This is a genomic window from Paramicrobacterium chengjingii (assembly GCF_011751765.2).
In the GTDB taxonomy this organism is placed as follows: Bacteria; Actinomycetota; Actinomycetes; order Actinomycetales; family Microbacteriaceae; genus Paramicrobacterium; species Paramicrobacterium chengjingii.
In genome coordinates, this window is record NZ_CP061169.1 from 17,190 (window position 1) to 32,942 (window position 15,753).

Annotated in this window: 17 protein-coding genes; 11 read left to right on the forward strand and 6 right to left on the reverse strand. The window is 63.0% G+C overall.

Translation table 11 applies throughout. From position 1 onward, the window contains the following. Positions 1-12 precede the first annotated feature (12 nt). Entirely contained in the window at positions 13-411 is a 399-nt protein-coding gene (locus HCR76_RS00095) for a GlcG/HbpS family heme-binding protein (RefSeq protein WP_166986152.1), read from the reverse strand. A 35-nt stretch (positions 412-446) separates the two neighbouring features. Further along, positions 447-1,667, reverse strand: coding sequence for a formaldehyde dehydrogenase, glutathione-independent (fdhA, locus tag HCR76_RS00100; protein ID WP_166988096.1), 1,221 nt, complete (start codon positions 1,665-1,667; stop codon positions 447-449). 139 nt (positions 1,668-1,806) lie between these two features. Here fdhA and HCR76_RS00105 point away from each other — a divergent pair, with 139 nt between their 5' ends. After that, a complete protein-coding gene (locus HCR76_RS00105; RefSeq protein WP_166986149.1) occupies positions 1,807-3,060 on the forward strand; it encodes a helix-turn-helix transcriptional regulator in 1,254 nt (417 codons plus the stop codon). 6 nt (positions 3,061-3,066) lie between these two features. On the opposite strand, the gene HCR76_RS00110 is transcribed toward HCR76_RS00105, so the two are convergent. Continuing rightward, a complete protein-coding gene (locus tag HCR76_RS00110) occupies positions 3,067-3,699 on the reverse strand; it encodes an ArsR/SmtB family transcription factor (protein ID WP_166986146.1) in 633 nt (210 codons plus the stop codon). Between the two features lie 105 nt (positions 3,700-3,804). Here HCR76_RS00110 and HCR76_RS00115 point away from each other — a divergent pair, with 105 nt between their 5' ends. Beyond that, entirely contained in the window at positions 3,805-4,059 is a 255-nt protein-coding gene (locus tag HCR76_RS00115; protein WP_166986143.1) for a hypothetical protein, read from the forward strand. A 16-nt stretch (positions 4,060-4,075) separates the two neighbouring features. Here the strand turns inward: HCR76_RS00115 and HCR76_RS00120 are convergent, their stop codons facing one another. Together HCR76_RS00120 and HCR76_RS00125 are read right to left on the reverse strand one after the other, a co-directional pair. Then, positions 4,076-4,900 (reverse strand): ABC transporter ATP-binding protein, encoded by an 825-nt coding sequence (locus HCR76_RS00120; RefSeq protein WP_166986140.1) that lies wholly within the window; start codon positions 4,898-4,900, stop codon positions 4,076-4,078. 100 nt (positions 4,901-5,000) lie between these two features. Continuing rightward, positions 5,001-5,567 carry a TetR/AcrR family transcriptional regulator gene (locus tag HCR76_RS00125; protein ID WP_166986137.1) on the reverse strand — a complete coding sequence of 189 codons (567 nt, stop codon included), beginning with the start codon at positions 5,565-5,567 and terminating at the stop codon, positions 5,001-5,003. A gap of 96 nt (positions 5,568-5,663) precedes the next feature. Between HCR76_RS00125 and HCR76_RS00130 the strand changes: the two genes are divergently transcribed. Beyond that, positions 5,664-6,506 carry an alpha/beta fold hydrolase gene (locus HCR76_RS00130; protein WP_166986134.1) on the forward strand — a complete coding sequence of 281 codons (843 nt, stop codon included), beginning with the start codon at positions 5,664-5,666 and terminating at the stop codon, positions 6,504-6,506. Between the two features lie 89 nt (positions 6,507-6,595). Here HCR76_RS00130 and HCR76_RS00135 read toward each other — a convergent pair whose 3' ends face one another. Then, positions 6,596-7,570: an NAD(P)-dependent alcohol dehydrogenase gene (locus HCR76_RS00135; protein ID WP_166986131.1), complete on the reverse strand. Its 975-nt coding sequence runs from the start codon at positions 7,568-7,570 to the stop codon at positions 6,596-6,598. A gap of 95 nt (positions 7,571-7,665) precedes the next feature. Between HCR76_RS00135 and HCR76_RS00140 the strand changes: the two genes are divergently transcribed. The 8 genes from HCR76_RS00140 (at position 7,666) to HCR76_RS00175 (ending at position 15,671) form a co-directional block, all read left to right on the forward strand. Then, positions 7,666-8,358: a TetR/AcrR family transcriptional regulator gene (locus HCR76_RS00140; RefSeq protein WP_166986127.1), complete on the forward strand. Its 693-nt coding sequence runs from the start codon at positions 7,666-7,668 to the stop codon at positions 8,356-8,358. Between the two features lie 114 nt (positions 8,359-8,472). Then, complete coding sequence (locus tag HCR76_RS00145) at positions 8,473-8,793, forward strand: hypothetical protein (protein WP_166986124.1); 321 nt, start codon at positions 8,473-8,475, stop codon at positions 8,791-8,793. Positions 8,794-8,944: 151 nt separating this feature from the next. Beyond that, positions 8,945-9,814: a TetR/AcrR family transcriptional regulator gene (locus HCR76_RS00150; protein ID WP_166986121.1), complete on the forward strand. Its 870-nt coding sequence runs from the start codon at positions 8,945-8,947 to the stop codon at positions 9,812-9,814. Positions 9,815-9,880: 66 nt separating this feature from the next. Beyond that, complete coding sequence (locus tag HCR76_RS00155) at positions 9,881-11,476, forward strand: ABC transporter substrate-binding protein (protein WP_244971437.1); 1,596 nt, start codon at positions 9,881-9,883, stop codon at positions 11,474-11,476. After that, on the forward strand, positions 11,473-12,432 hold the full coding sequence (locus HCR76_RS00160; RefSeq protein ID WP_198248102.1) for an ABC transporter permease: 960 nt from the start codon (positions 11,473-11,475) through the stop codon (positions 12,430-12,432). Before HCR76_RS00155 ends, HCR76_RS00160 begins: the two co-directional genes overlap by 4 nt. Next, complete coding sequence (locus tag HCR76_RS00165) at positions 12,429-13,328, forward strand: ABC transporter permease (protein WP_166986118.1); 900 nt, start codon at positions 12,429-12,431, stop codon at positions 13,326-13,328. The genes HCR76_RS00160 and HCR76_RS00165 overlap by 4 nt, the downstream gene beginning before the upstream one ends. Position 13,329: 1 nt before the next feature. Further along, positions 13,330-15,123, forward strand: a complete 1,794-nt coding sequence (locus HCR76_RS00170; RefSeq protein WP_166986115.1) for a dipeptide ABC transporter ATP-binding protein — start codon at positions 13,330-13,332, stop codon at positions 15,121-15,123. Positions 15,124-15,254: 131 nt separating this feature from the next. Beyond that, positions 15,255-15,671 carry an NUDIX hydrolase gene (locus HCR76_RS00175; protein WP_166988090.1) on the forward strand — a complete coding sequence of 139 codons (417 nt, stop codon included), beginning with the start codon at positions 15,255-15,257 and terminating at the stop codon, positions 15,669-15,671. The last annotated feature ends 82 nt before the right edge of the window (positions 15,672-15,753 follow it).

Consider the following 15,753-nt stretch of genomic DNA (forward strand, 5'->3'; position numbering starts at 1 on the left):
CTCGACGCTGATTCAGAACCCGGCGACGCCGGCCTCTGCGACCGTCTGGTCTTGATCGCCAGAGCCGCCGCTGACGCCGACTGCCCCGACGACAGTGCCATCCTGCGTCAGCGGTATGCCGCCGGCGAAGATCGCAACCTTTCCGTTGTTTGTGGCGTGGATGCCGAAGAACTGCTGCGTTGGCTGCGAGTTCTCACCGAGATCTTTCGTCGCAATGTCAAACGCTCTCGACGTCCAGGCCTTACTGATCGAGATGTCGACGCTGCCGATCCACGCTCCGTCTTGGCGCACATGGGCGACGAGATTTCCCCCGGCATCAACGACGGCAATGTTCATCGGCTGGCCGATCTCATCTGCACGACGCTCGGCGGCGGCGATGACTCGACGAGCATCCTCGAGAGTGACTGACATGGGCATTCTCCGTTCTCTTGTTTTTGTGAGATGGGTCAGGATGTTGTGATGTAGCCGTTGGGGTTGAGCACGTACTTCTGCGCGGCGCCCTGGTCGAACTCGGCATACCCTCGAGGGGCGTCTTCGAGCGAGATCGGTGTAGCTTTCACTGCCTTGGCGATCTGCACCTTGTCGTGAAGGATCGCCATCATGAGCTGTCGGTTGTACTTCATCACCGGGCATTGACCGGTCGTGAACGACAGTGACTTCGCCCAGCCGAGGCCAAGGCGCAGCGACAGTGACCCTTGCTGGGCCGCCTCGTCGACGCCGCCCGGGTCACCCGTGACGTAGAGCCCGGGGATGCCGAGGGCACCACCGGCCGCCGTGACGTCGAACAGCGAGTTGAGCACCGTGGCAGGGGCTTCATGCGCCGAATCGGCGCCATGCCCGCGCGCTTCGAATCCCACGGCGTCGACCGCGGCATCCACCTCGGGGAACCCGAGAATCTGCTCAATCTGATCTTTCGGGTCCCCCGTCGAAATATCAACTGTCTCGCACCCAAACGATCGCGCCTGAGCGAGACGGTCCTCGTTGAGATCGCCGACGATCACGGCTGCGGCTCCGAGCAACTGAGCTCCGACGGCCGCGGCAAGGCCAACGGGCCCCGCGCCGGCAATGTATACAGTCGAGCCTGGTCCAACTCCTGCCGTGTAGGCACCGTGGAAGCCGGTGGGGAAGATGTCGGACAGCATCGTCAGGTCAAGAATCTTGTCGAGAGCCTGGTCGCGGTCGGGAAACTTCAGCAGGTTCCAGTCGGCATAGGGCACGAGTACAAACTCGGCTTGCCCGCCGACCCATCCGCCCATGTCGACGTAGCCGTAAGCGCTGCCTGGCCGGTCGGGGTTGACGTTGAGGCAGATTCCGGTCTTGCCCTCCTTACAGTTGCGGCATCGGCCACAGGCAATATTGAAGGGAACGGACACGATGTCGCCGACCTTGATGAACTCGACGCCCGGGCCTACTTCGACCACTTCTCCGGTGATCTCGTGTCCGAGAATGAGTCCTTCGGGCGCCGTCGTGCGACCGCGGACCATGTGCTGGTCCGACCCGCAGATGTTCGTGGCCACCGTGCGCAGAATGGCGCCGTGGGGAACTTTGCGTCCTACGTTCGCCGGATTCACGCCGGGGCCGTCTTTGAGTTCAAATGTGGGGTAGGGGGTGTCGACGACTTCGACGACTCCTGTTCCCTTGTACGCTACCGCGCGATTCTCAGTCATCATTGACTCCTTGGCATTGCACTGGATCACCGTGGCGATCGCCACTCCTCTGAGCATCTCCCGCGCTTTCGTATAGTTCAATGACCCCATCGAGCGAGAACACCTACCCTTTCGAGTAGTGATTGCTACGCTGTGCAGTATGTCCACAGTGCAACCGAACGATTCGTTTCTGCGCGGGCTCGTTGATCTGATGAGCATGCCCACGCGCGACATTCCGCGTGGGCTCTCGGCACTGCTGACCCCACACCTTGCGCACTCGGCGCTGATCATCTTGACGGCAGACGGAGCAGGAGGGCATCGGCAGGAAGTCGGCGATCCAGCGTTTCTCGCTGGGGTCACGGCGCTGGAGCTGGATCAAATGCGAAGGGACGCTCCGAATGTCGAGTCGGTTAAGCGAACGACTCTGCAAATGCGGGATGGGCTGAGGCCCGCACTCCACGCTCACGCGCGAAATGGCGCACTGTTGCTCATCGCCGATCCGGGGTCTTCCGATGCCGATGATCTTGTGTTGGCTACGTGGAACATTGTCGCGCTTTACGTGCAGAAGCGTGCGGACGAAGGGTCACCGCACTACCTGCAGCACGCGCGCGCGGCAGCTGGCGTGCGAATGGAAGCGCTCACTGAGTTGTCTGACGAGTATTCGACGACGCTGGAGTCGGTGCTCTCGGCGCTGCGCTCCACGCTTCTCGATGATGCTTCAGCGCGCAATCGCGCAATTGCCCTAGCATCGGGAGGGCTCGTTCACCTGCGCACGGCGACAGATAAAGCACGCACCTTCACGGAAGAGCCGGTCACGACGGCGTTTGCGCGACTACAAGACGACCTGCGCCCGATTACCCGGTATCTTGACATTGACGTGCAGTTCGTCGAGCCTCCGGCCGATGGTCGGCCCCTGCCCGGTGAGGTTGCACACGGTGCTCGAGCCGTCGTGCGGGGAACGATTCTCGCGTTGACCGATCTTCCTGATGTTTCGAAGGTGCGGGTGCAGTGGGATTGCGACGGCACGAATCTGCTGGTGAATGTGCGAGACGATGGACCAGGCGATCATTCCGAGACCAGCACCCTGCTGCGCTTCGTTCGCGAACGCGTGCGTGCTCTCGACGGACACCTCGCCGTCGACGCGACACCGGGGTGGGGAACCGAGATGGCCATCGTTGTTCCGCTCGACCCGCCGAGTTCCGGCATCGTATCGTCGGCGATGGCCAACTTGAGACCGCGCGAGATTCAGGTGATCGATCTGCTCGCCGCCGGGCACCGCAATCGCTCCATTGCTGAGCGCCTGGGCATCAGCGAGAACACGGTGAAGTTTCACGTGTCGCGAATTCTTCGCAAACTCGGGGCGTCATCGCGATCCGAGGCGATCTCCATGCTTTACGCTGACCGTCGTGCTTGACGACCCTCACTCGGGCGGATGCTCAGAATGCAGCGCGTCTGTTTCGGGGAGCAGCGAGAACAATGCTCGGCTGAGTCGGCGCCCGGGTGCGGGCGTGTTCGCCCACCCGGAACGGCGGAGCTCGAGCTCCGCACGCTGCAGAGCCTGAGCGTAGATCGCGGCTTCATCGTCGGTGAGCCACAGCGTTGATTCGCTGATGCCGACGTAGCTGTCCCTCTCCTCCTCGCTTATGGTGCGACTGGCCTGGAGGCGCCCGCGGAGTTCTGAGACGGCGATGCTCGTGAGGGCATCCTGTGCCTCCCACACCCCCTCGGCTTCGCTGCCGTGAATGAAGATCGACGTTCCCGACGCACGCCATGGGCGCGTTCGCGAGTCGCCGGTCTGCGACTCTGTCCGTTCGACGAGGCCGGCCTTCTCGAGCGCTCGCAGGTGGTAGCTCATGGCACTGGGGGTGAGGCCGGTCAGCTCAGAGAGTTGTGTTGAGGTGTGCGGCAATTGGTCGGCGAACAGCAGGTTGACCACTCGCTGTCGCGCGGGGTGCGCGAGCACGCGAATCGCCTCGGCGTCTCGCAGATGAATCGGCAGGTTCGGTATGCCGCTCGCGGCAGCAAGTTCGGCATCGATCTCATTGGGCGGCATGCGGTCAGTCTATGCGAGATATGAAAATGTCCCTTGACATCTTCAATATGAAGCGTAGGCTTCATATATCTGAAACAGACCTTTCACAACTGGGCAGGGGGATTCATGGATCAGTTCAGCCTTTACGCCACCGAGCGTCACGGGGCATCAGCACTCCCGGGATCCACCGAACACGGCACGCCCGGCACGCGTGGCTACGAGAAATGGGCACAAGAAGAACGGATGCTGAGGGCCGCGCGCGAGCGTTCGGCGGCCCGACGTCTTGAGCGCAGACGGCGTCGCCTGGAGCATCGGCTCACCTCGCTGAACGAGCGGATCGAGGCGCATTCGTGCAGGGCTCCCGTCGTTGCGGGCAGCTGACCCGAGACCGCTGTGTTTACGCGCTCAGCGCTGCTGCGGCATCCGGATCGAACGTGCGGCGCACGGCCCGGGCGCTCCACCGCCCGTCATGCTTGCCCACCCGGATCGGGTGCGCGAATGCATGTGAGATGGTCTCTGATGTGATGACGTCGTCGGCGAGCCCCGACGCGACACTGGCTCCCTCGGCAATGACGAGAGCATGTGTCGTCGACACGGGGAGCTCCTCGAGGTGGTGGGTGACGAGCACTGTCGCGACGTTCGGCGCTGATACGGCGAGATCGTCGATGGTCTCGAGAAGCTGCTCACGAGCAGCCACGTCGAGTCCTGTTGTCGGCTCGTCGAGAAGAAGCAGCTTCGGCTGTGCGACCAGGGCACGCGCAATGAGCGCGCGGCCCCGTTCGCCCTGAGAGAGCGTTGGCCACAGTGCGTCACGCCGAGACGAGAGCCCTACCTGGTCGACCAACTCGATCGCCTGCGCCGTCTCGTCTTCCGACGCCTGCCACCTCATCGGCAGCTCGATGGTACCGGTGAGACCGGTGAGTACGACGTCAACGACAGAGAGCGGAGAACGAACCGGATGCCGCGGGTCGACGTGCCCGATGCCACGTCGCAGCTCCTGCATGTCGACACGACCGAGTCGCTCGCCGAGAATTTCGACGACACCGGACGTAGGGTGCGTCCGCGCGCCGCAGAACCCGAGCATCGTTGACTTGCCCGCTCCATTAGGGCCGAGCAGCGCCCAGTGCTCACCGGCCCGCACGTCGAACGATATATCGGAGAGAATGCGATTGCCATTGCGCGAGAACGAGACGTCCGACAGGTTGATTACCAGGCTGTTCATTCGAAACGCTCCTTCTAGCTGGTGAGGTGTTCTCGGGTGATGCCGGGCAGCATCTTACCCGGCACTAAATTCTGGAGTCTCTACACGGGGTGGCACTCGCTCAGGCGGGACGCAGTGCGGAGTCGATAAGCACCGCGGCCGCCGAACGCGCCTGCACGGCGACGGCGGGATCCGCCGAGATCGCCGCCGTCGTCTGCGCTCCCTCGGCGAGGATGGAGAGCTGTGCCGCAAGCTCATCGGGCGCGCCGAGGTCGCGCACGAGCGTTGAGACATACTGCTGAAACGCAGCCTTCTGGTCTCGCACGATTGTCGCAATTTGCGGGTGTGTTCCCCCGAGTTCGCCAAAGGCGTTGATGAATGCACAGCCGCGAAAGCCGTCGGATGCAAACCAGTCCTGAAGGTAGCTGTAGATGGCGAGAAGCCGTTCGCGTGGGTCCGCAGGCGCCGCCTCGACACGTTCGGTCAGGTTCGTCTCCCATTCACTTTGCTTGTCGTGCAGAACAGCGGTGATGATGTCGACCTTCGACGGGAAGAGTGCGTAGAGGCGACGCAACGACACTCCTGCCGCGGAACGCAACTCGTCCATGCCAACCGCGGAGTACCCCTTGTTGTAATACAACTCTTCCGCCGCGGCAAGGATGCGTTCACGAGCCTCTTCTACATTCATAAGCCCAGTGTACTTGACTTGAGAACGATCGTTCTCTAGTCTCGTAATCACGACCTGAGAACGATCGTTCTCACACTGAACAAAGGGATAGATATCATGGGTTACATCACCGTCGGATCCGAGAACAGCACCTCGATCGACCTGTACTACGAAGATCAGGGCACAGGGCAAGCCGTTGTTTTGATTCACGGCTACCCCCTCGACGGGCACAGCTGGGAGCGCCAGACGCGTGAGCTGCTTGCCGCAGGCTACCGCGTGATCACGTATGACCGTCGCGGCTTCGGACAGTCGAGCAAGGTTGGCACCGGCTACGACTACGACACTTTCGCGGCTGACCTCAACACGGTTCTCGAGACCCTTGACCTGCGCGACGTGATCCTCGTCGGCTTCTCCATGGGCACGGGCGAACTCGCTCGCTACGTCTCGCGCTACGGCCACGAGCGCGTGGCGAAGCTCGCGTTCCTCGCATCTCTCGAGCCGTTCCTTGTCGCTCGAGACGACAACGAAGGCGGAGTTCCGCAGGAGGTCTTCGACGGCATCGTCGCGCAGGCGAAGGGCGACAGGTACGCCTGGTACACCAACTTCTTCTCCGACTTCTATAACCTCGACGACAACCTCGGCTCGCGCATCAGCCAGGAGGTCGTCACGGGCAGCTGGAACACGGCAGCGGCCAGTGCGCCCGTTGCTGCATATGCAGTGGTCCCCGCATGGATCGAAGACTTCAGAGGCGACATCGAGGCTGTTCGATCCAGTGGTATACCAACGCTCATACTGCACGGCACCGCCGACAACATCCTGCCCATCGACGCCACGGCACGACGTTTCCGCCAGCTGCTTCCCGACGCGGAGTATGTCGAGGTCGAGGGCGCACCGCACGGTCTGCTCTGGACCCATGCGGACGACGTGAATGCGGCGCTCCTGCCCTTCGTCGGCAAATAGGCGGATGCTGGTTCGCGCCACGTTCACCAAACAGAGCACGCACAGCGCCCCGAAGACTTGTCGGCGGGGCGCTGTGCTGCGCCGGCAGCCTAAACCGCAACCACCTCGATCACGTGCTTGCCGCGGACACCGCCGGCCGCGAGCGCACGGTGAGCTTGAGCAACGTTCTCGAGCGAATGCACGGTGTCGACAACGGGCGTGATCGCCCCTGCATCCACGAGCTCAGCGAGGTGACGAAGCACCTCGGTGCTCGGCTTGCCGCGAAAGAACCGTATGCGACGAGACCCGTGCACCGTGGAGAGTGCAACGAACCAGATGCTCCGCAGCAGGTGTGTAAAGTCGAGCGCCACGGCGATCATGCGCCCACTCCGCGACAGCAAACGGCGAGAGCGGTGTAGGTCCGCGCCCACGGTATCGACGACGACGTCGAACGGCCCAGATGGAAGTGCGCCGTCGCGGGCATAGTCGTGCACGTGCTGAGCGCCGAGCCCTGCGACGAACTCACGATTGCGCGTGCTCGCGATGCCTGTGACGCGCGCACCCAGGTGTCGGCCGAGCTGCACGGCGACGCTGCCCACACCGCCGTTCGCTCCGCGCACGAGTAGGCGTTCGTCTGGTTTCAACTGCGCCTTCGAGGTGAGTGCAAGGAGCGCAGTCACACCGCCGACGAGCACGCTCGCCGCCTCGGTCAGTGAGACTGATTCCGGAGCGAGTGAGATGACATCGGGTGAGACGGCAACGTACTCGGAGGCTGCTCCGAACTTGTCATCAGCGAGAATCCCCCAGACGCGGTCACCGACGGCATGGTCGTCGACATTGGCTCCGACGTTCACGATCACGCCGGTGAAGTCGATGCCCATGCGCTGAGGAAACTTCGTGCCTGTTATGAGTGAGGCCCGGCCTTCGCGCGCGAAGAGCTCGCCGCCGTTAACCGTCGTCGCAAACACCCGAACGAGAACCTCATCGTCGGCGTTTGTCGGTCGCGGCAGGTCGATGATCTTCAGCACATCTGGCGAACCGAACGCGGTGAGCACAGCGGCGCGCATAGTTGGATCAGCGGTCATAAATGTGTCCTAACGTCAGTGCGACGCTCATCGCCGCTGAGGTCAAGAACGGCCGAAACGGACGAATGATTCCACTTACCCGTAAAGTGGGAGTCATGTCGGCAGTACGCTCTCACAACGCTGTTCCAGAACCTCGTGACGACTCTTCAGGCGGCAATGCTCAGCGGGCGCTTCGTGCAGACGCCGAGCACAATAGGGAACGCATCCTCGTCGCCGCCCGTGAGCTCGTCAGGCGCGACGGCATCGACGTGCCGCTCGCGACGATCGCCCGACGAGCTGGTGTCGGCGTGGCAACTCTCTATCGGCGCTTTCCGACACGAAACGACCTGATCGCCGCGGTGTATGCTGAGCAACGACAGCGGTGCATCGATGTGTTGCACGCGAGCATGAGGGATCCCGATGCCTGGCGAGGGTTGTGCTCGCTGATTTCGACGGTGTGCAGCATTCAGGCAGTGGATCAGGGCTTCAACGGCATCCTGGCCACCCAATTGCCCGATGCGATCGATGCCAAACACGATGATTACCTGTTCGCTCTCGACTCTCTTGATCAGCTGGTGTCGGCGGCACATGCGCAACGACGCTTGCGCCTTGGGGTGACCGGCACCGACGTCCTGCTCATTGTGCTGGCGAACAGCGCGGTCGTGGGCGGAGATCGGCGTCGTTCCCTCGCCGCGTCGCGGCGCCTCGTTGCCCATCTTCTGGCAGGCATCGGAGCACCCGAGACGCTCGTGTCGCTTCCCACGGAAGACATCGTGCTTGACGATCTCGTTCGTGAGCGACTGGGATGATGCAGGTCTGGATGCCGCTCGCGGGCAAAGTGCACATTCAGGCACGGAGCTTCGGACGCGAGCGAGCCCGTCGGGAGGGCGCCCGCGGCGTTGCATGACGCATACGCTGAGTACATGAACCCTGAGCGCAAGAGCCCCGCGCCGACGCCCGAACCACGGCGCATCAGTCTGACGCTTCATCGCCCGTGGTTTGGTTGGCACCCACGGCCGACTGTCGTGTTTGGCGGCCGCGGGCAGCCCGCTCAGTGGGGCACGGGGACATGGCAACTTCCCACCGGCGACACGACGATCAGGGTGTTCTTGTACAACCGTGCTTGGCGCTACGGCGAAGCCGAAATCGAGCTCAACGCCGATGCCGGCGTGGATGCTGTGGAGTACAGAGCGCCAGCTCTGCCGTTTCTGCGAGGCACGCTTCAGGAGAAGACGATGGACTGAGAAGCGCTCACACCGGGCGCAAGACGGGTGCGTGATGCACGCTTGGAATACCGAAATCATGCACATTAACGCCTGATAAGATCGCAAACTCTCTTGACTACAAATCAGGACAACTTGCCATTGTCGCAAGTGTGACGGTAGTGTCGCAGTCATGCCGTCTTCAACAGTCGACCCGCAGCAGCTCGCACAGCGCATCCGCGAGGCGATCCGCGACTCTGGGCTGAGCCAGCGCGAGGTGTCGAAACAGATCGAGCTCGACGAGACGAAGCTGTCGAAATCGCTCACAGGCGTGCGTCGGCTGAACTCCGATGAGCTTCTGAAGATGGCGCGCGTGACCGGTGTCACAACCAACTGGCTTCTCACCGGTCGCGACGATGGACTGGAGATGACCGGGCCGGTTCGCATTCCACCGAACAGATCCGTCGAAGAATCAGAGAAGGCTTTGCGACGTCGTCGCATCATCGAGGAGGCGTGGTGGCTGTTTGCGCAGCGGGGCTACGCAGACGTGCGAATCGCTGACATCGCGCGTCAGGCCGGGGTTTCGAGCCCAGCCGTGCACTACTACTTCGCCACCAAGAGGGCGATATTCGCTGAGACCCTGCGATACTCGGTCAAGCTCGCCTTTGACAGGCAGATCGCCTCACTCTTCACGATTGAGGGGCCGGTCGAGCGACTTATCGAGCTGTGCCGGCTGCAGCTGCCGATCACCGAGGAACGGCGGGCATCGTGGTCGATTTGGCTGCAGACCTGGGCCGACGTCGCCACCGTGGATGATGGCCGCAAGAATCATGCTGAGGGTTACCAGCGCTGGCAGCAGATGGTGCGCTCGATCATTGTGGAGGGGCAGGAGTTCGGTGTCTTCCGCCTCGCCGATCCTGATGCTCTCACGAGCGATCTCACCTCTCTCATTGATGGTTACGGCATCAAGGTCATGACCGGCCTCGTCTCGGGTGACCGGATGCTGAGGCACGTCGCCGGATACATCGAGTCCCATTTGGTCATCGGAAAGCCTCCCGGCTGACGCGGCCAGAATCTGCACCAGAAACCGACAGCCCACGGCAGTGACCTCACAAGGAAAGACACCGACGTGACACCCGAATTCCCTCATTCCTCTTCGCACCTTCGCCCGGCGCTTACGCGACGCAGCCTGCTTGGCGGTGGCGTCGCCCTCGGGCTGGGCGTGCTGCTCACGGCATGCACGTCGCCCGAGAGCACGATCGAGGCGCTTGCGACCGGGGATCCTGTGAGCGGCGGTCGGCTTCGAGTCGGACTCGCCGGAGGCGGAGCATCCGACACTCTCGATGCCCACGTCCCGGTGGGCACTCTCGACATCGCGCGCGTCGTCAACCTGTACGAGCCATTGTTCTACTGGGACGACGTATACAAGCTGCAGCCGCGTCTTGCGACGAAGGCGATGCCCAACGAGAGCGCGACATTGTGGACCGTGACCCTGCGTGACGGAGTACTGTTTCACAACGGGCGACCGCTGACGGCCGCCGATGTTGTGGCGACGTTCGAGCGAATCACCGACCCGGACGATCCGAAGGCCGGTGCCGCGGGCCTTGCCGAACTGGACCACGTCGAGGTCATCGACAATCTCACGGTGGCATTCCACCTCAGCACTCCGCTCGCGACATTCGACGACTCGCTTGCGCAGTACATGAACGGTATCGTGCCTGCCGACTACGATCCGGCCAGCCCGATCGGCACCGGTCCTTTCAAAGTTGACTCGTTCACGGCGGGACGTCGCAGCGTGTTCATGCGCAACGATGACTACTGGCAGGGAGGCGAGCCCTATCTCGACGAGCTTGAAATTCTCAACTTCAACGATGAAGATGCCCTCATTAACGCATTGCTGTCGACGCAGGTCGACGCTGTCGGGCAGGTGCCGCTTTCGCTTCTGGAGGTGATCGGGGCGGATCCGCGCATCGCTGTTCTCAATTCTGAGACAGGAACGTGGCTGCCTTTCACGATGCGCGTCGACAAGGCTCCGTTCGACGACGAGCGCGTTCGCCAGGCGTTCCGTCTTGCGGTCGACCGGCCGCAGATGGTCGAGCAGGTGCTCTCGGGCAACGGAACTGTCGGCAATGATCTCTACGCTCCGTTCGACCCCGGGTACAACACGTCGCTTCCACAGCGCAAGCAGGACGTCACCGAGGCGAAGAGACTGCTCGCTGACGCGGGCTACCCCGACGGCATCGACGTCGAGCTTGTGACGGCACCCATTCAGGCCGGCGTCGTCGAGGCCGCGCAGGTGTTCGCCCAGCAGGCCACGGCAGCGGGGATCCGCGTCAAGATCCGCAAGGTCGACGTCACGACGTTCTTCGGCGACAGCTATCTCGAGTGGCCGTTTGCTCAGGACTTCTGGTACACCCGAAACTTCATCTCGCAGTCCGGCCAGGGATCGCTGCCCAACTCGCCGTTCAATGAGACGCATTGGGACGATCCGGAGTTCCAGAGTCTCATCGAGCAGGCAAAAGAGACGGTGGATGCTGACAAGCGCAACGCTCTTGTCGCCGAGGCTCAGAAGATCGAGTACGAGAAGGGCGGCTACATCGTCTGGGGCTTCGCGAATCAGGCTGACGCGTACCAGAAGTACGTTGCAGGCCTCGTCGAGAATCGGACAGGCCTCCCGTTGTCTGGATTCGAATTTCGCCGCGTATGGATGGCGGTGGAGAAATGATCCTCAGAATGGTGCTCAAGCGCGTGGCCGTCAGCGCGCTCATTCTCTTCGTCGTGTCACTCATGGTGTTCGCTGCCACGCTTCTGTTGCCGGGCGATCCGGCGCAGGCTATCCTCGGTCAGCAGGCGACGCCGGAGCGCCTTGATGCACTACGTGAGCAGATGGGTCTCAACGACCCGCCGTGGGTTCGCTACCTCTCATGGCTCGGCGGACTAGTGACGGGAGATTTTGGCTATTCTGCCGCGTCGGGCGGCCCCGTTTCCGCGCTTTTGGGAGATCGGGTGTCGGCGTCGCTGGTCTTGATGCTCGTCGCCGCGATCATCGCGATTCCGCTCGGCATCCTCGTGGGAACCTATGCTGCCTTGCGTCGCGACCGCATGGGCGATCATGTCACGACAGTCGTGTCGCTTGTGCTCGCGGCTCTGCCCGAGTTCGTCGTGGGAATCCTGCTCATCACCCTTCTGGCGACGAGTGTGTTCCCGATTCTGCCGTCCGTGACGATGGCCCCGCCTGGCGAACAGGTGTGGCAGCATCCGTCTCAGCTGGTTCTGCCCGTGCTCACTCTCGTGCTCGTCGTGACCCCGTACATCGTGCGCATGATGCGCGCCACCATGGCGGAGGTTCTCGACTCGGGCTATGTAGAGATGGCGAGGCTCAAGGGCGTTCCTGAACGACAGGTCATCACACGCCACGCCATTCCGCACGCGATCGCACCTGTCGCTCAGGTCATCGCGATCCAGCTTGCGTGGATGGCCGGAGGTGTGGTCGTTGTCGAGTTCCTGTTCCGGTACCCGGGAATCGGGCAGGCACTCGTGGATGCTGTCGCGAACCGCGACGTGCAGGTCGTGCAGGCGCTCGCAATGCTCGTCGCTGTCATCTACGTCATCGTCAATCTGCTGGCCGACCTCGTCGGACTGCTCACAAATCCCAAGCTGCGAACGGAGGCATCAGCATGAGCGCAGACGCCCACGGTACAGATGCCACACAGGTGTACGACGAACCCGCAGAGACACTCTCGCCGCCGAAGCTCATGCGCAGATTCATCGCGCAACGTCAGGCGAAGGTGGGGCTCGTGCTGATGGCAATCGTCGTGATCATCGCCGTCTTCGGATCGCTCATGCTGCCGTGGCTCACCGGCTACTCGGCTACCGAGTTCGCCGGCAGGCCGTTCAAGCCGGATGGCCTGTTCGGCACAGACAATCTCGGGCGTGACGTGTTGTCTCGATTCCTCGCCGGAGGGCTGCAGCTTCTACTCTTCGCCGCACTCGCGACGCTTCTCGGCATGGTGTTCGGGGTGATCGCCGGCATGGTTGCTGCGTATGCCCGCGGCGCGACAGACGCAATCATCATGCGCGGCAATGATGTGCTGCTGGCGATCCCGCAGTTGGTGTTTGCGCTCCTTGCCGTGACGGTGCTGGGTCCGCAGGGCTGGGTGCTCGTCACGGTAATCGGCATCACTCACGCACCCCGCATCGCTCGCGTCACTCGCTCGGCCACGGTTTCGGTGATCAGCGAGGACTACGTGCGTGCGAGCGAAATGTACGCTGTGCCACGCTGGCGCATTCTCGCGAGCGATGTGCTGCCCAATATCACTGGGCCGCTCATGGTCGAGCTCGGGCTGCGCATGACGTACTCGATCGGCGCCATCGCCTCACTGTCGTTCCTCGGGCTGGGCCTGCAGCCGCCCACGGCCGACTGGGGTCTCATGATCAACGAGAACCGGATTGCGCTCGCCGTGCAGCCGTGGGGCGTGATCCTCCCCGTTCTCGCGATCGCCGTGCTCACGGTCGGCATCAACCTGCTCACCGACTCGCTCGCGCGAGCATCCGCCAACCTGAACCCGGGGGAGTGAGATGACGACTCCAACGCTCACTTCCCCGACTCTCGTCACCGACGACCTCCGCATCTCGGTCGTCGGTGGTGACGAGATTCTGCATGGCGTCTCTTTCTCCCTGCATCCGGGCCGAATTCTCGCACTCGTCGGCGAATCGGGTTCGGGCAAGACCACGGCCGGCCTCGCGTGCCTCGGGCACTTCCGCGCGGGACTCGAGAATACCGGCGGACGTGTGTGCATCACTCGTGAGCACGATGATGTCATCAGCTTGCTCGACCTGACGGAGGCGCAGCGCCGACGACTGCGGGGCGGAACCATCTCGTACGTGCCGCAAGATCCCGCGCTGTCTCTCAACCCGGCGATGCGCATCGGCGAGCAGATTCTCGAGACGTTGCGAGTGCACGATTTCGGCGCAAGCGAGGCTGCGCGGCGCGAGCGCGCGACGGAGGTGCTTGCCGAGGTGGGACTACAGAACGACGCGGCCCATCAGCGGCGGTACCCCCACCAACTGTCCGGAGGCCAGCAGCAGCGTGTCGGGATCGCCATGGCGTTCGCGTGTCGTCCCGCCGTGATGGTTCTCGATGAGCCGACGACGGGACTCGACGTGACAACCCAGGCGCTTGTGCTCCAGACCATCGACGAGCTGGCCGAGAGGCACCAGGTCGCCGGTCTGTACATCACGCATGACCTCGCGGTCGTTGCCACGGTGGCCGACGAGGTCGCGGTGATGTTACGCGGTGACATCGTGGAGTCTGGCGACGCGCCGACGGTCCTCTTCGACCCGCAGCATCCGTACACCCGCAAGCTGCTCGCCGCCGTTCCCGACCTGGCAGGAAAGCGCCGCGTGGGTCGTGTCGAAGCGATCACTGGTGAAGTTTCTGCCGTGACGGGAAGCACGCCAGTTCAGGTCAAGACAGAGATCGAGGATGCTGACGCGACACCGACCGTGTCCGAGCGCGTGAACGCGGCCGCACGGGTATACGGCCCCGTTGGCGTTGATGTGCCTTCACCTCACAGTGCCGGCACTGCGCCCGTGGCCGTCGATGAAGACGCCCCGGTGATCAGCGTGCGGAGTCTGCGACAGGCGTATGGCTCGACGGTGGTTCTGGACGGTATCGACCTCGATCTCGCTCGCGGGGAGTCGCTCATGCTCCTGGGCGAGTCCGGTTCGGGCAAGACGACGCTGTCGCGATGCATCGCGGGGCTGAACGCCGGGTACACGGGCAGCGTGACGCTCGACGGCGATGAGCTTGCCCCCGGAACCCGCGATCGGTCGACGGCACAGCGCCAGAGCATCCAGTACGTGTTCCAGTCGCCATTCTCGTCGCTGAACCCCAGGCGAACAATTGGTGAGTCCATTGAGGCTCCCATGCGCATGAGTGGCATCCTGACCAAGAAGCAGAGGCGCGCCACAGTTCTCGAGGCGCTCGACCACGTGCGTCTTGGTTCGGCGTATGTCGACAGGCGCCCCGGGGACCTCTCAGGCGGCGAAAGGCAGAGGGCTGCGATCGCCCGGGCGCTTGTCAACGCGCCATCAGTGCTGGTGTGCGATGAGGTGACGAGTGCGCTCGACGTTTCGGTGCAGGCGTCCATTCTCGATCTGCTGCGCACGTTGCAGCTCGAAACCGGCATGTCGATGCTGTTTGTGACCCACAACATCGCGCTGGCGCGACACATCTCGCAGCGCCTTGCCGTTCTGCAGAAGGGCTCAATCGTCGACCTCGGGCTCACGGACGACGTGCTTGAGAACCCGCAGCACGCCTACACGAAGGAGTTGCTGGCTAACGTTCCGACGTTTGAGGAGCAGCGCTGAGTTGCGTCGCGTCGCATTCCTGTGGCGGTCGTCGCCGTGCAGCACACGCAGCGTCCACTGCAATTCTGAACGGATGCTGTCCCGGTGGCGACGTCACACGGCATCCGCATTGCTAGGGTTTCGACATGGGCATGGACATGCGCGTCGCCGCGTACGGCGTCATCATCAATGACGGGCGGATGCTGCTGTCGCACTGGAACGAGGGCGGACGCCAGGCGTGGACGCTGCCCGGCGGCGGCCTCGAACCGGGGGAGCATCCGGCCGACGCTGCCGTCCGCGAGATTCGCGAAGAGACTGGATACGATGCCGACATTGACGGCGTGCTCGGCGTCGATTCGATCGTGATTCCGGCGGTGGCGCGCTTCGCCGCGGGGATCGACCGACCGCTGCAGGCGCTGCGCATTGTGTACCGTGCTCACATCACGGGCGGAACGCTCACTTACGAGCTCGACGGTTCGACAGACTATGCCGAGTGGCACGACCTCGACGCGGTGCAGTCGCTGCACCGGGTCGAGCTGGTGAACGTCGCCCTTGGCATGCTTGGCTGACGACGCTGCGTGAAACTGCCCTGGGCAGAACTCATGCGCGATTGCGCCGTGCGACAGATGAGGGGCACCGCCTCAGGCGATA

Bases quoted from the DNA above. Each gene is read 5' to 3' on its own strand.
- fdhA (WP_166988096.1), bottom strand. From the start codon at position 1,667: ATGACTGAGAATCGCGCGGTAGCGTACAAGGGAACAGGAGTCGTCGAA.
- HCR76_RS00115 (WP_166986143.1), top strand. From the start codon at position 3,805: ATGGATCAGTTCAGCCTTTACGCCACCGAGCGTCACGGGGCATCAGCA.
- HCR76_RS00125 (WP_166986137.1), bottom strand. From the start codon at position 5,567: ATGAATGTAGAAGAGGCTCGTGAACGCATCCTTGCCGCGGCGGAAGAG.
- HCR76_RS00145 (WP_166986124.1), top strand. From the start codon at position 8,473: ATGAACCCTGAGCGCAAGAGCCCCGCGCCGACGCCCGAACCACGGCGC.
- HCR76_RS00175 (WP_166988090.1), top strand. From the start codon at position 15,255: ATGGACATGCGCGTCGCCGCGTACGGCGTCATCATCAATGACGGGCGG.
- HCR76_RS00170 (WP_166986115.1), top strand. From the start codon at position 13,330: ATGACGACTCCAACGCTCACTTCCCCGACTCTCGTCACCGACGACCTC.
- HCR76_RS00135 (WP_166986131.1), bottom strand. From the start codon at position 7,570: ATGACCGCTGATCCAACTATGCGCGCCGCTGTGCTCACCGCGTTCGGT.
- HCR76_RS00105 (WP_166986149.1), top strand. From the start codon at position 1,807: ATGTCCACAGTGCAACCGAACGATTCGTTTCTGCGCGGGCTCGTTGAT.
- HCR76_RS00160 (WP_198248102.1), top strand. From the start codon at position 11,473: ATGATCCTCAGAATGGTGCTCAAGCGCGTGGCCGTCAGCGCGCTCATT.
- HCR76_RS00130 (WP_166986134.1), top strand. From the start codon at position 5,664: ATGGGTTACATCACCGTCGGATCCGAGAACAGCACCTCGATCGACCTG.
- HCR76_RS00120 (WP_166986140.1), bottom strand. From the start codon at position 4,900: ATGAACAGCCTGGTAATCAACCTGTCGGACGTCTCGTTCTCGCGCAAT.
- HCR76_RS00150 (WP_166986121.1), top strand. From the start codon at position 8,945: ATGCCGTCTTCAACAGTCGACCCGCAGCAGCTCGCACAGCGCATCCGC.
- HCR76_RS00165 (WP_166986118.1), top strand. From the start codon at position 12,429: ATGAGCGCAGACGCCCACGGTACAGATGCCACACAGGTGTACGACGAA.
- HCR76_RS00110 (WP_166986146.1), bottom strand. From the start codon at position 3,699: ATGCCGCCCAATGAGATCGATGCCGAACTTGCTGCCGCGAGCGGCATA.
- HCR76_RS00140 (WP_166986127.1), top strand. From the start codon at position 7,666: ATGTCGGCAGTACGCTCTCACAACGCTGTTCCAGAACCTCGTGACGAC.
- HCR76_RS00095 (WP_166986152.1), bottom strand. From the start codon at position 411: ATGTCAGTCACTCTCGAGGATGCTCGTCGAGTCATCGCCGCCGCCGAG.